The sequence below is a fragment of the Thauera butanivorans genome (assembly GCF_048398245.1).
In the GTDB taxonomy this organism is placed as follows: domain Bacteria; phylum Pseudomonadota; class Gammaproteobacteria; order Burkholderiales; family Rhodocyclaceae; genus Thauera; species Thauera butanivorans.
The window spans coordinates 1,754,016-1,769,772 of the sequence record NZ_CP183038.1 but is presented as its reverse complement, the minus strand read 5'-3'; the positions used below and the strand labels follow the sequence as shown (position 1 = coordinate 1,769,772).

Annotated in this window: 17 protein-coding genes and 1 tRNA gene; 11 read left to right on the top strand and 7 right to left on the bottom strand. The window is 67.7% G+C overall.

Going from position 1 to position 15,757, the window contains the following annotated elements; genetic code table 11:
• Positions 1 to 46: 46 nt before the first annotated feature.
• Together ACNQFN_RS08560 and ACNQFN_RS08555 are read right to left on the bottom strand one after the other, a co-directional pair.
• Positions 47 to 355 carry a DUF1992 domain-containing protein gene (locus tag ACNQFN_RS08560; RefSeq protein WP_068634725.1) on the bottom strand — a complete coding sequence of 103 codons (309 nt, stop codon included), beginning with the start codon at positions 353 to 355 and terminating at the stop codon, positions 47 to 49.
• A 2-nt stretch (positions 356 to 357) separates the two neighbouring features.
• On the bottom strand, positions 358 to 738 hold the full coding sequence (locus ACNQFN_RS08555; protein WP_068634726.1) for a DUF2237 family protein: 381 nt from the start codon (positions 736 to 738) through the stop codon (positions 358 to 360).
• 194 nt (positions 739 to 932) lie between these two features.
• Here ACNQFN_RS08555 and ACNQFN_RS08550 point away from each other — a divergent pair, with 194 nt between their 5' ends.
• The 8 genes from ACNQFN_RS08550 to ACNQFN_RS08515 all read left to right on the top strand — a co-directional run bounded on the left by ACNQFN_RS08550 (position 933) and on the right by ACNQFN_RS08515 (position 7,088).
• The gene (locus ACNQFN_RS08550) at positions 933 to 1,544 is read left to right on the top strand and encodes a response regulator (RefSeq protein ID WP_068634727.1); all 612 of its coding nucleotides are present in this window, start codon (positions 933 to 935) and stop codon (positions 1,542 to 1,544) included.
• Positions 1,545 to 1,569: 25 nt separating this feature from the next.
• A complete protein-coding gene (locus tag ACNQFN_RS08545) occupies positions 1,570 to 4,137 on the top strand; it encodes a sensor histidine kinase (RefSeq protein WP_418648559.1) in 2,568 nt (855 codons plus the stop codon).
• A complete protein-coding gene (locus tag ACNQFN_RS08540) occupies positions 4,134 to 4,511 on the top strand; it encodes a response regulator (RefSeq protein ID WP_068634729.1) in 378 nt (125 codons plus the stop codon). The genes ACNQFN_RS08545 and ACNQFN_RS08540 overlap by 4 nt, the downstream gene beginning before the upstream one ends.
• Positions 4,512 to 4,874: an Hpt domain-containing protein gene (locus ACNQFN_RS08535; RefSeq protein ID WP_418648558.1), complete on the top strand. Its 363-nt coding sequence runs from the start codon at positions 4,512 to 4,514 to the stop codon at positions 4,872 to 4,874.
• Positions 4,875 to 4,983: 109 nt separating this feature from the next.
• Positions 4,984 to 5,074 (top strand) — tRNA-Ser (locus tag ACNQFN_RS08530).
• Positions 5,075 to 5,128: 54 nt separating this feature from the next.
• A complete protein-coding gene (locus ACNQFN_RS08525) occupies positions 5,129 to 5,515 on the top strand; it encodes an H-NS family nucleoid-associated regulatory protein (RefSeq protein ID WP_418648557.1) in 387 nt (128 codons plus the stop codon).
• A 152-nt stretch (positions 5,516 to 5,667) separates the two neighbouring features.
• Positions 5,668 to 6,858, top strand: coding sequence for an MFS transporter (locus ACNQFN_RS08520; RefSeq protein ID WP_418648556.1), 1,191 nt, complete (start codon positions 5,668 to 5,670; stop codon positions 6,856 to 6,858).
• Complete coding sequence (locus ACNQFN_RS08515) at positions 6,855 to 7,088, top strand: hypothetical protein (RefSeq protein ID WP_418648555.1); 234 nt, start codon at positions 6,855 to 6,857, stop codon at positions 7,086 to 7,088. The genes ACNQFN_RS08520 and ACNQFN_RS08515 overlap by 4 nt, the downstream gene beginning before the upstream one ends.
• Here ACNQFN_RS08515 and ACNQFN_RS08510 read toward each other — a convergent pair.
• From ACNQFN_RS08510 to ACNQFN_RS08500, 3 genes are all read right to left on the bottom strand, one after another.
• A complete protein-coding gene (locus ACNQFN_RS08510; RefSeq protein WP_068634734.1) occupies positions 7,067 to 7,918 on the bottom strand; it encodes a UDP-2,3-diacylglucosamine diphosphatase in 852 nt (283 codons plus the stop codon). The genes ACNQFN_RS08515 and ACNQFN_RS08510 overlap by 22 nt on opposite strands.
• Positions 7,918 to 9,150, bottom strand: a complete 1,233-nt coding sequence (locus ACNQFN_RS08505; protein ID WP_418648554.1) for a glycosyltransferase family 4 protein — start codon at positions 9,148 to 9,150, stop codon at positions 7,918 to 7,920. The genes ACNQFN_RS08510 and ACNQFN_RS08505 overlap by 1 nt, the downstream gene beginning before the upstream one ends.
• A 90-nt stretch (positions 9,151 to 9,240) precedes the next feature.
• A complete protein-coding gene (locus tag ACNQFN_RS08500; protein WP_418648553.1) occupies positions 9,241 to 10,977 on the bottom strand; it encodes a L,D-transpeptidase family protein in 1,737 nt (578 codons plus the stop codon).
• 39 nt (positions 10,978 to 11,016) lie between these two features.
• Here ACNQFN_RS08500 and ACNQFN_RS08495 point away from each other — a divergent pair, with 39 nt between their 5' ends.
• Positions 11,017 to 11,580 (top strand): YcbK family protein, encoded by a 564-nt coding sequence (locus tag ACNQFN_RS08495; protein ID WP_418648552.1) that lies wholly within the window; start codon positions 11,017 to 11,019, stop codon positions 11,578 to 11,580.
• Positions 11,581 to 11,653: 73 nt separating this feature from the next.
• Here ACNQFN_RS08495 and ACNQFN_RS08490 read toward each other — a convergent pair whose 3' ends face one another.
• Positions 11,654 to 12,022, bottom strand: coding sequence for a diacylglycerol kinase (locus ACNQFN_RS08490; protein ID WP_418648551.1), 369 nt, complete (start codon positions 12,020 to 12,022; stop codon positions 11,654 to 11,656).
• Positions 12,023 to 12,093: 71 nt separating this feature from the next.
• Positions 12,094 to 13,236, bottom strand: coding sequence for a PQQ-dependent sugar dehydrogenase (locus ACNQFN_RS08485; RefSeq protein WP_418648550.1), 1,143 nt, complete (start codon positions 13,234 to 13,236; stop codon positions 12,094 to 12,096).
• Positions 13,237 to 13,298: 62 nt separating this feature from the next.
• Here ACNQFN_RS08485 and ACNQFN_RS08480 point away from each other — a divergent pair, with 62 nt between their 5' ends.
• The gene (locus ACNQFN_RS08480) at positions 13,299 to 13,652 is read left to right on the top strand and encodes a VanZ family protein (protein WP_418648549.1); all 354 of its coding nucleotides are present in this window, start codon (positions 13,299 to 13,301) and stop codon (positions 13,650 to 13,652) included.
• A 104-nt stretch (positions 13,653 to 13,756) separates the two neighbouring features.
• Positions 13,757 to 15,754 carry a peptidase U32 family protein gene (locus tag ACNQFN_RS08475; RefSeq protein WP_418648548.1) on the top strand — a complete coding sequence of 666 codons (1,998 nt, stop codon included), beginning with the start codon at positions 13,757 to 13,759 and terminating at the stop codon, positions 15,752 to 15,754.
• Positions 15,755 to 15,757: the final 3 nt, after the last annotated feature.

Here is a 15,757-nt window from a genome sequence, read left to right as displayed (position 1 = left end):
GCGAGGCAGACGGCGGGACGGGCGGCGCCGTCGCTGGTGCCGCCGTTCAGCGCTTCGTTTCCGCCATCTGCAGGATCAGCAGCGCCAGCCGCCTGCGCAAGGCGGTGCGCCGCGCCCCTTCCGCCAGCCCCGCGATCTCGCTGCGCAGCCGGGCGATCTCCTTGCGCAGGCCGATCTCCGGCGGGCAGAAGCCGGCGTTGCGCAAGATCGTGTTCGCCATGCGCTGCTCGGGCGGCACCAAGGCCTCATCGTCCGGCATGAGCGGCTTTCCCGCTCCCGGCAGGTGGTCGAAGTCGCCGCGGCGCAGGGCATCGGCGATACGCTGCTCGGCGAGCATGTCGTAGATCGACGCCAAGATCAGGGCCCTGCCGCGGCACCGTAGGCGTGGGCCTTCAAGGTGTCGAGATCGACGATCCGCAGCGCGGCTTCGTGGGTCGCCTCCAGCACCACCGGCGGTGCCACACCGGCCTGCCAGGCCTCCTTCCAGCGCAGGGCGCACAGGCACCAGCGATCTCCCGCCTTGAGTCCGGCGAAGCGATACTCGGGTCTCGGCGTGGACAAGTCGTTGCCGACGCTGCGCGAGAAACGGAGAAATTCGTCGGTGACGCGCACGCAGACGACGTGGCGGCCCAGGTCGTCCGCCCCCGTCTCGCAGCAGCCGGTACGGAAGAAGCCCGTCAGCGGGGCGTAGCTGCAGGCGAGCAAGGGCCCGCCCAATACGTTTCTCGAAGTGTTCATGCCTGTTCAGATGCTTCCATGCGGATATTCCGGCAGCAAGCATTCCTTGCTCCGGTACGCGGACAGGATAGGGTTTCCCTTCCGGAATGCGCCTGCCCGATACGCATTTTCGATTAGATTACATTCGCATTTGCGACTGCATGGCGATTGCTGTTATTTTAGCCCTTTTACGAAATCTGTCGGATTCCCTGCTCATGGCGCGCAACACTGACTCCAATCGCGAATTCATCAGTACCGCCCAAGCCGCTCGCCAGCTCGGTCTGTCGCTCGGAGCCGTTCAGCAGATGGTCGAAAGCGGTGCGCTGGCCGGCTGGAAGACGGCCGGCGGCCACCGTCGCATCCGCCAGGACTCGGTCGACGCCCTGCTCGCCCGCAGCCAGCAGGGCAGCGCGCCTGTCCGCCAGCGCAACGAAGGCAGCAAGCTCCGCGTGGTGGTGGTCGAGGACGACAGCCTGCTGCAGACGCTCTACCGCGAAACCTTCGCCAGTTGGCCGATCGAGATCGAGCTGTGCGTGCTCGACCACGGCCTCGATGCCCTGGTCGAACTCGGCCGGCAACCGCCCGACCTGCTGATCGCCGACCTGCGCATGCCGGGTCTGGACGGTTTCGAGATGATTCGCCGCCTGCGCGAGAACCCGGTCGCCAGCGAAACCGCGATCGTCGTCGTCTCCGCGTTGACCGCCGACGAGATCGAGGCCGAAGGCGGCCTGCCCGAAGACGTGACCGTCTATCGCAAGCCCGTCCCCTTCCACCAGTTGCAGGGCTACATGCAGGCCCTGGTCGCCCAGCACAAACGGATACGCTGATTCCTTCGCGTCAGCGGGTTCGCGAATGCGCATTCTGTCCCTGGTCGAGGCGCTGAGCCTGCGCGCGAAGCTGATCGCGATCTTCGTCGCGATCAAGGTCGTGCCGCTGCTGCTGCTCGCACTCTTCGCCTGGGGCGCCACCAGCGATCTGGCCCGGCGCGTCACCTACCGCGTGGTATCGATGTCGGATGCGATGCGCGAAACCCAGCGCATCACCGGCAAGACGGCAATCGACGACGCCATCGAAGCGCTCGACAATCGCTCGCGCGAAGCCATCGAGGAGCTCACCACCGGCATCGCCCACGAAGTCGCGCAATTCCTTTACGACCGGGACCAGGACATTCGCCGGGCAGCCGCCATCGAACCCACGACGGCCCGCTACCGGCGCTTCATCGACAACCACCACCGCCTGCTCGAGGATCACGGCGCCTACCGGCCGAGCGATGACGGCAAGGGCTGGGTCGAAGTCGATCCCCCGGCGCCGGACACCCGGCTGGTGCGGGCGCCCCTGCCGGACAACGCGCACAACCTCCACTATCGCGCGCCCAGCACCGCTGCCAAGGTCCAGCCGCGTCCGCTGTTCCTCGAGATCACCTTCATCGGGCTCGACGGCGTCGAGCAGGTCAAGCAGTTGAGCCCGAGCGGAGCGCGCCTGCTGTCGCCCGAACTGCGCGACATCAGCCGCCCCGAGAACACTTTCGTGCGCGCCGAGCGCTACTGGCCGGCGCTGAAAGCGCTCCAGCCCGGGGAAATCCACGTCTCGGACGTGATCGGCGCCCAGGTCCGGACCCAATGGATCGGCCCCTATACGCCCGAGGCCGCGCGCGGGCAGCAACGGCCCTTCACCCCCGAGCAGTCCGGCTACGCCGGCCTGGAAAACCCCGTCGGCAAACGCTTCGAAGGCCTCATCCGCTGGGCGACGCCGGTCGTGCAGCACGGCAGCATCATCGGCTACGTCACGCTCGCGCTCGACCATGCGCATCTGATGGCCTTCACCGACCACGTGCGCCCGACTGCCGCGCGGCGTGCGCCGATCGCGGACCCGGAATCGGGCAACTACGCCTTCATGTGGGATTACCTGGGACGCAACATCTCGCACGCCCGCGACTACTTCATCCACGGCGTCGACCCCGACACCGGCCAGCCGGCCCCGCCGCTGCTGGACACCGAGCTGTACGACGAATGGCAGGCCAGCGGCCTGCCCTGGCACGCATTCACGCTGCGCGTCGAACCCTATCGCGACCAGCGCCTGACGCGCGAGGCCCACCCGGCATCGGTCGCGTCCGGCTGGGTTTCGCTGGACTGCCGCTACCTCAACTTCTCACCGCAGTGCCGCGGCTGGCACGACCTGACCGAATACGGCGGCTCGGGCTCGTTCAGCATCTTCTTCAGCGGCCTGAACAAGCTCACCACAGTGGCGACGATTCCCTACTACACCGGCAATTACGGCAGGACGCCACGCGGCTTCGGCTACGTCACGATCGGCGCCAACGTCGATGAATTCCATCGCGCCGCCACCGAATCCGGGCGCCGCATCGCCGACATGATCGCGCTGGCCGACCGGAAGACCCGCGACGAACGCGACGCGCTGATCGCCGACATCCACCACAACCTGCACCAGACCACCATCGGCATCACGATGTCCACGCTGCTGATGATCGCCGCCGTGATCCTGATCGCGATCTGGATGGCCCACCTGCTGACGCGGCGCATCACCAACGTCATCGGCGGCATCTACCGCTTCCAGCACGGCGACCTCGATCACCGGCTGAAGGTCCGCGGCCAGGACGAGATGGCCCAGTTGAACCACTCCTTCAACCGCATGGCCGATGCCGTGCAGGCATCGATCGTGCACCTCGAGGACGCCCGCCGCACCGCCGAGCAGGCCAACCGCATGAAAAGCGAGTTCCTCGCCAACATGTCGCACGAGCTGCGCACGCCGCTCAACGGCATCATCGGCCTGGCCGAAGTGCTCAGCCTCGAGACCGCCGACGACGAGATGCGCGAGCATGCGGAAACCATCCGCGACAGCGGCCAGCACCTGATGGCAGTGCTCAACGACGTGCTCGACCTGGCCAAGATCGAGGCCAACCGCCTCGTGCTCGACGTGCAGCACGTCGCCATCACCCCTCTGCTGTCGACCATCGCCGCGCTGCACCGCGTCGGCACCAGCGCCAAGGGGGTCGAACTGGTCACCGAACTGCCCGACACCGCCTGTGAGGTCGACGCGGATCCGGTCCGCCTGCGCCAGATCATCGACAATCTGCTCTCCAACGCGGTGAAATTCACCCACGAAGGCCGTATCACGATCCGCGTCCGCGAACAGAATTCGCATATCATGATCACGGTCGCCGACTCGGGCATCGGCATTCCGGCAAACGAGCTGCCGCACATCTTCGAGCCCTTCTACCAGGCGGAGAACTTCCTGACGCGGCGCCATCGCGGCACCGGCCTGGGCCTGTCCCTGGCGCGCCAGATGACGGAAATGATGGGCGGCAGGCTCGACGTCGAATCCACACCGGGCGCCGGCTCGGCGTTTACCGTGACCCTGCCCCGTAAAGCCGCATCGAGCGAGGCACGCAACGCATCATGAATATCTCGACACAGCTTGCTTTCGTCACCGACGACAACGACATCAACCTCAAGGTCGCCAGCGCCCTGCTCAACCGGCTCGGCTGGACGGTCGAAACCTTCGACAGCGCGCCCGCCATGCTGGCACGGCTGGAAGAGGTCCAACCCGCGGCGATACTGCTCGACATCTCGATGCCGAACATGGGCGGCGAAACCGCATGCGCACTGATCCGCGCCCGGCCGGAATGGCAGGGCATCCGCATCATCGCCTACACCGCGCACGCCATGACCGAAGATGCCGAGCGCTTTCTGAGCAGCGGTTTCGATGCCACGCTGATCAAGCCGATCAGCATGGCATCGCTGACGCAGGCGGTCGGCAGCCCGGAGCGGGGCTGAATGCACCCCTCTCCATACACCCACTTCGACCCCCAGGCCCTGCTCGCCGACCTGTTCGGCAATCGCGAGATCGTCCGCACGGTGCTCGGCGCCTTCGGCGACTGGCGCAGCACCGCCGAGGGCGAACTCCGCGCCGCGGCCGACGCCGGCAGCGCGCCGCAGCTCGCGCGCATCACCCATGCGCTGCGCGGCACGCTGGCGCAGATCCACGCCGCTGCGGGGGCGGACATGGCCAGCGCGCTCGAACAGCGCTGCAAGTCCCCGGCGCCCGGTTTCGTGCCCGGGCGGTCCGACATCGACGCACTGCTGCATGAACTCGGCGCCGTCGCCGGAGAAGTCGCCGACTATCTCGAACGCAACTGAGCCGCGGATTCGCCTGCCTCCCGGGACGGCAGCGTCACGCGAAAATCCGGAGGTTCGTCAAAATCTTCTTCCCGATTCCCGTTCGGGCGACTATAATCGCCGGCTTCCCGGACAGGTGGATGAGTGGTTTAAGTCGCACGCCTGGAAAGCGTGTTCAGGGTAATACCCTGACGCGGGTTCGAATCCCGCCCTGTCCGCCAGAATCATCGAAAAGGCCCTGCTCCCTCCTGGGGTCTTTTTTGCATCGGCCCCGTATGCCTTTCAGCCTGAGCAAGCACTCCCTCCCGGAACTGGAGACGCTGCTTGCCGAGATCAAGCAGGAAATTGCAGTGCGCGAAAGCGCGGCCCAGACGCCCGCCATACCGCCTGCAGTCGAAGCCGTGACCGAGGCAGCCCCCTCCCCGACGGATGAAACGCCTCCGCAGCCGGAACAGGCCGTGGTGAGCGGAAGCACGCCCGTGATCCGCTACGTGCATCCGGCCAGCCGCACGCTGACCTGGAGCGGCGAAGGCCCGACGCCCGACTGGGTCAGCGCCTACCTGGCGCACGGCGGCTCCTGGAGCGCGATGGAAAACGCCGCGGAAAAGCTCGCCGCCAGCCACCGGCCGGTGAGATCGCTGTTCCCGACGCGCAGCCAGTGACGTAGATGGAGCGACACGCGCGGACCCGCTTGCGGAGCCGTCGTATCATTGCACAGTCGCCCTCCACGGTTTCTCCATCGACTGCGCACATGGCCGTTCCGACTTCCCCCCCGGCAGCGCCTGCAAGCCGCACATCGCCATTGCAGGCTCTGGTGCCGCTTCTGCTGCTGTTCGGCCTGATGCTGCCGGTCACCGGCATGGTGCCGGTGCTGTCCTCGTTCACCGCCCAGCGCTTCGACGGCCTGGGGCAGTTCGGCAGCCATTTCTTCATGTCGATCAACATGATCGGCGCCCTCGTCGGCGCCCCGGTCGCCGGCCTGCTGTCCGACCGGCTGGGCAAGCGCAAGAAGCTGGCGGTAACCGCACTGATCCTGAACGGGCTCACGCTGCTCGGCATCGCCCTCGCCTATCGCCAGTTCGACAGCTACGCCCTGCTGCTCGGCCTCCGCCTGCTCGAAGGTTTCGCTCACATGTCGGCGCTGTCGCTGCTGATGGCGCTGGGTTCGGACCAGGTCGGGCGCGGCGGGCTGGGTCGCCGCATGGGCGCGATCGGCGCCTCGATCAGCCTGGGCGTGGCCACCGGTGCGCCGCTCGGCGGCGTGGTCGGCGGCATCGACCCGCTATGGGTGCCGCTGGGCGGCGGGCTGCTGTCGCTGGCGTTGGCGGTGGTCGGCGCCATCGGCCTGCGCGACGCCACGACGGCGCGGCCGCGCATGGCGATCGGCGAAATCCTCGACACGCTGCGCACCCGCCGCGCGCTCGCGGTACCGCTCGCCTTCTCCTTCGCCGACCGGCTGACCGTGGGTTTCATCGTCTCCACGCTGTCGCTCTACTTCGGCCTCACGCTAGGCTTCGATGCCCGCGCCATCGGCATGGCGATGGCCGCTTTCCTGGTTCCCTTCTCGCTGCTGACCTGGCCTGCCGGCCACCTGTCGCGGCGCTGGGACCCGTTCTCGATGATGGTCGCCGGCAGCATCCTGTATGGCGTGTTCCTCGGCGCGCTGGCTTTCGTGCCCGCGGCCTGGATCATCGGCACCATGGCCGCCGGCGGCGTGATCGCGGCGCTGATGTACGCCCCCTCGCTGGTGCTGGCCGCGCACTACGGCGGCGAAGACTGCCGTGCCAGCGCGCTGGCTGCGTTCAACATGGCCGGTTCGCTCGGTTTTGCCGCCGGGCCGCTGATCAGCAGTCTGCTGCTGGCCTTCTACAGCAGCTTCAGCGCCAGCCCGCATGCACCGGTGTTCGTCAGCATCGGCGCCATCGAGGTCGCGCTGGCGCTCGGCGTCTACGCCCTCCATCGCCGCGACACGCTCGGCACCCGCTCGTCCCTGGAGCTTCGATGAAGTTTTCCCACCTCTGGCAGCCGCGCAATCCGGCGTTCTGGATGATGCTGGTGCTCAATGTGCTGTCGTCGGTCCTGGCCTGGGTGCTGCGCAGCTATCCGCTGGTGCCGCTGGCGATGGCCGTGGTCGCGGGTTTCGCACTGATGAATGCCTGGCTCGGCCTGCGCCTGGCCATCGGCCTGATGCGCGAAGACAGCCCGCCGGGCGATCAGACGTCCGGCGTCAGATAGATCCGCTCGACGTCCAGCGGCGAGCGCGCCTTGCCCGCGGGCGCCACCGGAAGCGGGCGCGCCTCGGCTTCGCCGACAGGCAGCGGCGCCGCGGCCTCCATGCCCCAGTGCAGGACCTCGATGCGGCCGTCGTAGTGCTCGACGACGGCGCTGCAGGTATCGACCCAATCGCCGCAGTTCAGGTAGCGCACCTTGCCGATACGGCGGTCCGACGCCGAATGGATGTGGCCGCAGATCACCCCGTCCACACCGCGCTGCTGCGCGGCATGCGCCACCGCGTCCTCGAAGTCGAAGATGAAGCTGACCGCGCGCTTGATCTTCTGCTTGGCATAGCCCGCCAGCGACCAGTAGCCGGGAACGTGCAGGAAGCGGCGCACGCGCGACAGCACGATGTTCAGCCGCACGAGCGTGTTGTAGGCCACGTCGCCCAGCACCGCGACCCAGCGGTGATGGCGCGTGACCTGGTCGTATTCATCGCCGTGGATCAGCCAGTAGCGCCGGCCGTCGATGGTCTCGTGGACCCATTCGCGTTCGATGCGGATGTTGCCGAAGGCGGCGCCGACATATTCGCGCAGAGTCTCGTCGTGGTTGCCGGGAATGAAGAACACCTTGCCGCCCTGGCGCGCGCGGCGCAGCACCTTCTGCACCACGGTGTTGTGCGCCGGCGCCCACTGCACGCTGCGGCTCATCGCCCAGAAGTCGATGATGTCGCCGAGCAGGTAGAGGTACTCCGACTCGTACTCCTTCAGGAAGGCATGCAGGCGCTCGGCCTGGCTTGCCCGGGTGCCGAGGTGGACATCGGAAATGAAGATCGTGCGAACGGCCGGCATCAGCTTTCCCCTCCCTGTGTGCGTAACGAAACTCGATCTTCATGGGCAAGGGCCGTGCCCCGCCAGGCGCGCAGGAGGGCTTCGGCGAAATGCTCGCAGACCCGCTCCCAGTCGATGCCTTCCGCGGTGCGCCGCGCCTCGCGGCCGATGTCGGCACGCAGCCCGTCCGCACAGGCCAGCTGGACGGCGCGCTGGATGAAGCCTTCCTCGTCGCCGCGGCACACGATCGCGCCGTTGTGCAGGTCGCGGATCACCTCGGCGGCGGCGGCATAGTCGTAGGCCACGGTGCACAGCCCGCTCGCCATGCCTTCGAGCGTGACGTTGCCGAAGGTCTCGGTCAGGCTGGGAAACAGGAACAGATCGGCCGATGCGTAATGGGCTGCCAGATCCTCGCCATGCCGCATGCCGGCAAGCACGGCATGCGGACATTCGCGGGCGATGGCGTCGCGCATCGGCCCGTCACCGACGATGACCATCCGCGCGTCCGGGCGATGCTCACGGATGGCAGCGAAGGCGCGCAGGGTGAGCCCGAGGTTCTTCTCCGGCGCCAGCCGTCCGACGCTGACGACCGCGATCCCGCCCGGCGCCACCTCCCACTGCCGGCGCAGCGCCTCGCTGCGGCGTGCAGGGGAATACTGCACCGTATCCACCCCGCGCGAGACCACCTCGACCCGCTCGTAGCCCTGGGCGGCCAGCGATCCCGCCAGTTCGGAGGTCGGCACGAAGGTGGCGGCCGTGCGGTTGTGGAAGCGGCGCAGGTAGGCGGCGACCGGCTGGCTCAGCCAACCCACGCCGTAGTGCGTGCTGTAGTGCTCGAAACGGGTATGGAAGTCCGACGTGACCGGCAGGTGCAGCTTGCGCGCGGCCGATACCGCGGTCCAGCCGAGCGGCCCCTCGGTCGCCACATGGACCAGGTCGGGCCGCTGCCGCGTCCATGTGCGCACCAGGCTGGACCTGGCCGGCAGGCCGAACTTCAATCCGTCGTAGCGCGGCAGCTTGATCCCGCGCGACAACACCTCCTCCAGCGCGCCGCCATGGCTGGCGACATCCCCGGTGGCCTGCTTCGGGCGGATGAGCTGGATGCTGTGCCCCCGCCGGATCAGGCCGTCGACCATGCGCTTGAGCGTCATCGCCACGCCGTTGACTTCCGGCGGCCAGGTCTCGGTCACCAGCGCGATACGCAGGCGGGAATCACGGCAGAGCTCTTCGGTCGTGAAGTCGATCGCTTTCATGCGCCGCAGCATAGGCGGCGAAAGAGACGACTACGTTACGTCCTCATGTACGGGGCATGACAAGGCGGCCGCGCCACGATCCGCTTCGCTTCAGCGGACGGTGCCTCGCAGCGCCGCCAGCACCGCCGCATCGCGGGCATAGATGTCGGGCCGGAACTGCATTCGCCCGTCGTCGTCCAGACCCGCGGTGGCGTAGTGCAGCAACACCGGAAGCTTGCGCCTCACCGTCACCGTGCGCGTCTTGCCGGTGGCCAGTGCCTCCTCCAGCGCCTCCGGACTCCAGCGCCGGGCATCGTCCAGCAGCAGGGTCGCCAGTTCGAGCGGCTTCTCGACCCGTACGCAGCCCGAGCTGAGCGCACGCGTATCGCGCCTGAACAGCGAACGCGCATTGGTGTCGTGCAGATAGATCAGATAGGGATTGGCAAGCGCGAATTTGATGCGGCCGAGCGAACCGTCCGCGCCCGGGTTCTGCTCCACCAGATATGGAAAGCCGTGCCTGCGCGCGGCCTCCCAGTCGATCTGCTGCGCATCGATCTCCCCCCCGGCGTGGTCCACCACCCGCATGCGGTGCTTGGCGAGATAGTCCGGATCGCGGATCACGCCGGGGATCAGGTCTTCGCGCAGGATCGTCGGCGGCACCACCCACTTCGGGTTCAGCACCAGATACTGCACGCTGTCGAGCAGTGCAGGCGTCTCGCGCGCGGGCTTGCCGATGATCACCCGCGACGACCAGGCAAGCTGTCCGCCGCGCTGGAGACGGGCCTGGTAGCCGGTCAGGTCCACCAGCAGATGGTCGCCCTGCATGTCCTGCGCCACCCAGCGCAGCCGTTCGAGATTGACGCGGATCTGCGCCACGCGCTGCGCCGGCCCCAGGTTCAGCGCCGCCACCGTCTGACGGCCGATCGCCGCATCCGGCGCCAGGCCGGCGCGCTGCTGGAAGCGCTTCACCGCCTCGGCCAGCGCCGGATCGAACAGCGCGGCGTCCGCACTCCAGGCCAGTTCGGTCTCGCCTTCGGCCACCAGGCGCATGCGTACTTCGACCACGCGCGCACCACGTTCGCCCGGGCGCAGCGTCGGCCCTGCCGACACTTTCGGCCAGTCGTTCGTTTCCGCCACGATGCCGCGGTATTGCTTCAAGGCAAGCTGCAGTTGCCGGTACAGCTCGAGGTCGGGCGCCTGCGCCAGCACCGCCGCCGCCAGCCCGGAGCGCTCGGCGCCCTCTGCCCTCCCGCTTCCCGGCGTACCGTCGTCTCCCGGCATGCCGAGCAACTGCGCAAGCCGTTCAGCCTGCTCCCTGGGCGGTGCCGGCCGGGAGAAATTCCAGTCCCGATACAGGCTGCGCGGATCGACCTTGCCGTGGCGCAACTGCTGCACCAGACGCGCGAGCGTGTCGGTGAACAGCAGCTCGCGCTCCACCACGCCGTCGGGCGGCAGTTCCTGCTGCGGCCACAGCGCTTCGGTGCGCAGCCTGTCCTGAGCAAAATCCTCCGGATCGAGGCCGTGCTCGTCGAGCGCCTCCACCGCCTCGACCAGCCCCTGCAGCAATTCCGGCCGTGTCCATGCGGGCAGGAAGCCACGCTGGCGGTAGAACAGCAAGGTGACGTCGTCGGCCGCGCGCATCGACAGCGCCAGGCGGCTTTCGATCAGGCCCGGCAGGTCTACGGTCTCGGGCACCATTTCGCCGTCGGCGCTGCCCTCCACCACCGTTTCGTCCACCGGCCCCGTACCAAGCGCCAGCGCCGGCTCCGGACAGGCGATAGCCAACACCAATGCCGTGCCGGTCGAGGCGAATGATTTGCGCCAATCGATCAGGAGTTCAGGTAGCATGCCGCCTTCGAGTCTGTCTGTGTCGGTAGAAGAATATCCATGGTCTCGACTTCCCGCCATCGAGCGTGCACGCACCGCCGCCTGTTCCTGAAAGGGCTTTCCACGCTGCCGCTGGCCTTGCCCTTCGCATCCGCCCATGCCGCCACGGACCGCCATCTGGCCTTCCGCCACACGCACACCGACGAACGGCTCGACACCCTGTACCGCAACCGCAATGGCTACGTCGAACCCGCGCTGCGGAACCTGAACCGGCTGTTCCGCGATTTCCGCACCGGCGAAATCGCCCGCATCGACCCCCGACTCTACGACATCCTCCACGCGCTGAGCGTGACCTGCGGCGGGGGTACCTTCGAAATCATCTCGGGCTACCGCTCGCCCAAGACCAACAAGATGCTGCGCCGCACCGGCGGCGGCGGGGTCGCCAAGCGCAGCCTGCACATGGACGGCAAGGCCGTCGACGTCCGCCTGGTCGGCTGCGACACCGCACGCCTGCGCGACGCGGCCCTGGCGCTGGGCGCAGGCGGCGTGGGCTATTACCCGGATTCGGACTTCGTCCATATCGACACCGGGCCGGTGCGCAGCTGGGGGCCGAAAACCGCCTGACTCCGTAGCCGGGCCCGCGAGCCCCGAACGGACAGGCAAGGGTCCGGCCCGGAGTTCCAACACTCCCGGGCATTCAACCCAGCAGCACCAGCCCCCACACCGCCGCGACGTTGATCAGGGCGATCATGACCGCCGCGCTGCCGACGTCCTTGGCGCGCTTGGACAGCGGATGATGCTCCAGTGAAATCCGGTCGACCGCGGCCTCGACGGCGGAGTTCATCAGTTCCACGATCAGCACCAGCAACACGCTGCCGATCATCAGCGCACGCTCGACCGCGCTTTCCCCCAGCCACAGCGCCAGCGGAATCAGCAGCAGCGTCAGCAGCGCCTCCTGGCGAAAGGCATCCTCGTGGCGCCAGGCTGCACCCAGCCCATCCAGTGAATAGTGAAAGGCGTTCCAGACCCTGCGCAGGCCGGTCTTGCCTTTGAACGAGCTTTCCATCGATCGCTTCCGGATTGAAGTGGTGGTTTGAAGAGCGCGCGATGATTACACAAAAGGCGCAGGAAAGGCGGTCATGCAGGGTCGAGGCGCAACACCCGCCCATCGCTTTCGTCCAGCAGCCACAGATGTCCGTCCGGCCCCTGGCGCACGTCGCGGATGCGCCTGCCGATGTCCAGGCGCTCCTCGTGCACCACCTTGCCGTCCTCCAGCACCAGACGCGCCAGCAACTGGAACTTCAGCGCGCCGACGAACACGTTGCCTTTCCACTGCGGAAACACGTCGCCGGTGTAGAAAGCCATGCCCGAGGGCGCGATCGACGGCGTCCATTGCTTGATCGGCGGCTCGACGTCGGCACGTTCCGTGCCTTCGCCGATACGGGTGCCGACCACGTATTCGCGGCCGAAGGTGATCACCGGCCAGCCGTAGTTGCGCCCCGGCAGCACCCGGTTCAGTTCGTCGCCGCCCTGCGGGCCGTGCTCATGCGCCCACAGCTCGCCGCTCAGCGGGTGGAGCGCCGCGCCCTGTACGTTGCGATGGCCCCAGGACCAGATCTCGGGCTGCGCCTTCGGCGCGCCTTCCGCCTGCGCGAATGGATTGTCGCCGGGCACGCCGCCATCCGGGTCGATGCGCACGATCTTGCCCAGATGGCTTTCCAGCACCTGTGCGCGATCACGCGAGTGGAAGCGGTCGCCGAGCGTGACGAACAGCCGGCCTTCGCGGTCGAACACCAGCCGCGAACCCCAGTGGTGATTGCCCGAAGGGTCTTCGTTCTGGGCAAAGATCACTTTCACGTCGTCCAGCTTCAGCGCCTCGGCATCCAGCCGCGCCCGCGCGACGGCGGTGCGCGCACCACGGGCCGTCGGCTGCGCGAACGAAAACACGATCGTCCGGTCTGTTGCAAAATCCGGGCTCAGCGCCACGTCCAGCAGGCCGCCCTGTCCACGCGCATGCACTTCGGGCACGCCCGCCAGCGGCGCCGAAACCGTACCATCCGTGCCCACCAGCCGCATGCGGCCGGGCCGCTCGGTCAGCAGCAGGCGGCCGTCGGGCAGGAAGGCCATGGACCACGGCGTGTCCAGGCCGCGCGCCACCTCGACCAGCTTCACCTGGCCGGACTCGGTGCGCAGCACGGCATCGGCCGCAAACCCCGGCCCGCAGACGAACACGCCGGCAGCAAGCGCCGTTGCCGACACCAGACCGCTGAATCTCTGCATTTTCCTCATTCCTTCAGCCTCCCTCATTCGATACCGGCCCACGCCATTCCATCCGACTGCCCATGACTTCATCCGTTCGCACGATCTTCCGCCTCGCCTTCGCCGCCGCACTCATCGCCGTGTTCTATCTCGCCCTGATGCCGGCACCCGACATCGTGCAGATCGTCTCCTGGCAGGACAAGATCGAACATGCGGCCTTGTTCGCCATACTCGCACTGCTGGCGGTGGCGGGCTGGCCGGACCAGCCGCTGCGCATCGCCATCGGCCTGCTGCTCTACGGCGCGGCGATGGAGATCGCCCAGGGCCAGACCGGCTACCGGACCGCCGATCCGTGGGACTGGGTCGCCGACGCCATCGGCCTGATCGTGCTGATCCCGGCCGTGCTGTCCAGGCGCCGCGCCGCCGGGCAGGCCTGAATGCATTCCGCAACGGCCAGCCGCTCGTCAGCACACCAGCCTGTTGCTATCATCGCGGCCTTTCCAATCAAGCGTTTGCGTGCCGAACGCCGACGAAGCGCACCATGAGCTCTCGCCTCACTCCCGCCCGCCACACCCTCGAACTCCTCGCCCCGGCCAAGACCGCCGATTTCGGCATCGAGGCCATCAACCACGGCGCGGATGCGGTGTACATCGGCGGCCCGGCCTTCGGCGCCCGCTCGGCAGCCGACAACAGCGTCGAGGACATCGCCCGCCTGGCGGCACATGCGCATCGCTACCATGCCGAAGTCTTCGTCGCCACCAACACCATCCTGTTCGACCACGAACTGGAGCCGGCACGCAAGCTGATCCGGCAGCTCTACGACGCCGGCGTGGACGCGCTGATCGTGCAGGACATGGGCCTGCTCGAACTCGACCTGCCGCCGATCCAGCTCCACGCCAGCACCCAGACCGACATCCGCGACGCCAGCAAGGCGCGCTTCCTGCAGGACGTCGGCTTCTCGCAGATCGTGCTGGCGCGCGAACTGTCGCTGGCCGAGGTGCGCAGGATCGCCGACGCCACCTCCTGCCAGCTCGAATACTTCGTGCATGGCGCGCTGTGCGTGGCCTTCTCCGGCCAGTGCTACATCAGCCACGCCCACACCGGCCGCAGCGCCAATCGCGGCGAATGCTCGCAGGCCTGTAGATTGCCCTACGACCTCAAGGACAAGGACGGCAACACCATCGCCAGCCAGCGCCACATGCTGTCGATGAAGGACAACAACCAGAGCGCCAACCTGCGCGCGCTGGCGGCGGCCGGCATCAGCTCGTTCAAGATCGAGGGCCGCTACAAGGACCTGTCCTACGTCAAGAACATCACCGCCCACTACCGCACGCTGCTCGACGAGATCATCGAGCATCCCGAGGCCGACGGCCCGGCCTACCGGCGCGCATCCAGCGGCCGCACCACCTTCCTGTTCACGCCGCAGGCCGACAAGACCTTCAACCGCGGCTACACCGACTACTTCGCCAACGAGCGCCGGCACGGCATCGAGGCCTTCGAGTCGCCCAAGTTCGTCGGCGAGCCGATCGGCCGGGTGACGAAGATCGACACCAAGGGCCGCAGGTTCTTCGACGTCGAACGCAGCGCGCCCATCCACAACGCCGACGGCCTCACCTGGTACGGCCCGAAGGGCGAACTCGCCGGCCTGCGGGTCAACCGCGCCGAGACCGATGGCGGCGGCGAAGGCATCGACCGCATCTTCCCGGCCGACGCGCTGCCGCCCGAGCTGGTACCCGGCACTTCGGTGTTCCGCAACCACGACCACGAATTCGAACGCGCGCTGGAGAAGAAATCCGCCGAGCGCCGCATCCGCCTCGATGCGCATTTTGCCGCCATCGAGGACGGCTTCGCGTTGACGCTCACCGACGAGGACGGCATCGGCGCCACCGCCACGCTCGCCGCCGCCTTCGAGCCGGCGCAGAATGCCGAGCGCGCCCAAACGACGCTGCGCGAGCACATCGGCAAGCTCGGCAACACCTTGTTCGTGCTCGACACACTGACGCTCGACCTGCCGGCGCTGCCCTTCCTGCCCGCCGGCCAGCTCAACGCGCTGCGCCGCGATGCCGTCGAGCGGCTGGAAGCCGCCCGCCTCGCCGCCCATCCGCGCCCACCGCGCGCCGCGCCGGTCGAACCGCCGGTGGCCTATCCGCAGGACGCGCTGAGCTATCTCGCCAACGTGCTCAACGACAGGGCGCGCGCCTTCTACGCCCGCCACGGCGTCAAGCTCATCGACGCCGCGTTCGAGGAGAACCAGCGCACCGACGAAGTCTCGCTGATGATCACCAAGCACTGCCTGCGCTACAGCTTCAACCTGTGCCCGAAGGAAGTGAAAGGCATCCGCCCCGAGCCGATGCAACTGGTCAATGGCAACGAGACGCTGACGCTGCGCTTCGACTGCAAGCGCTGCGAAATGCACGTCGTCGGTGCGATGAAGCCGCACATCGCAAAAATGCGCGACACCGTGGTGGCGCAGAAGGTCAGCTTCTTCCCGAACAAGCCCGCGGCCGAGAAGAAGCACCTCCACTCGCCCCACCATTGAGTC

Excerpts from the sequence above, each read along its gene's own strand:
- ACNQFN_RS08555 (WP_068634726.1), bottom strand. The coding sequence starts at position 738 with ATGAACACTTCGAGAAACGTATTGGGCGGGCCCTTGCTCGCCTGCAGC.
- ACNQFN_RS08550 (WP_068634727.1), top strand. The coding sequence starts at position 933 with ATGGCGCGCAACACTGACTCCAATCGCGAATTCATCAGTACCGCCCAA.
- ACNQFN_RS08545 (WP_418648559.1), top strand. The coding sequence starts at position 1,570 with ATGCGCATTCTGTCCCTGGTCGAGGCGCTGAGCCTGCGCGCGAAGCTG.
- ACNQFN_RS08540 (WP_068634729.1), top strand. The coding sequence starts at position 4,134 with ATGAATATCTCGACACAGCTTGCTTTCGTCACCGACGACAACGACATC.
- ACNQFN_RS08535 (WP_418648558.1), top strand. The coding sequence starts at position 4,512 with ATGCACCCCTCTCCATACACCCACTTCGACCCCCAGGCCCTGCTCGCC.
- ACNQFN_RS08525 (WP_418648557.1), top strand. The coding sequence starts at position 5,129 with ATGCCTTTCAGCCTGAGCAAGCACTCCCTCCCGGAACTGGAGACGCTG.
- ACNQFN_RS08515 (WP_418648555.1), top strand. The coding sequence starts at position 6,855 with ATGAAGTTTTCCCACCTCTGGCAGCCGCGCAATCCGGCGTTCTGGATG.
- ACNQFN_RS08510 (WP_068634734.1), bottom strand. The coding sequence starts at position 7,918 with ATGCCGGCCGTTCGCACGATCTTCATTTCCGATGTCCACCTCGGCACC.
- ACNQFN_RS08505 (WP_418648554.1), bottom strand. The coding sequence starts at position 9,150 with ATGAAAGCGATCGACTTCACGACCGAAGAGCTCTGCCGTGATTCCCGC.
- ACNQFN_RS08500 (WP_418648553.1), bottom strand. The coding sequence starts at position 10,977 with ATGCTACCTGAACTCCTGATCGATTGGCGCAAATCATTCGCCTCGACC.
- ACNQFN_RS08495 (WP_418648552.1), top strand. The coding sequence starts at position 11,017 with ATGGTCTCGACTTCCCGCCATCGAGCGTGCACGCACCGCCGCCTGTTC.
- ACNQFN_RS08490 (WP_418648551.1), bottom strand. The coding sequence starts at position 12,022 with ATGGAAAGCTCGTTCAAAGGCAAGACCGGCCTGCGCAGGGTCTGGAAC.
- ACNQFN_RS08485 (WP_418648550.1), bottom strand. The coding sequence starts at position 13,236 with ATGCAGAGATTCAGCGGTCTGGTGTCGGCAACGGCGCTTGCTGCCGGC.
- ACNQFN_RS08480 (WP_418648549.1), top strand. The coding sequence starts at position 13,299 with ATGACTTCATCCGTTCGCACGATCTTCCGCCTCGCCTTCGCCGCCGCA.
- ACNQFN_RS08475 (WP_418648548.1), top strand. The coding sequence starts at position 13,757 with ATGAGCTCTCGCCTCACTCCCGCCCGCCACACCCTCGAACTCCTCGCC.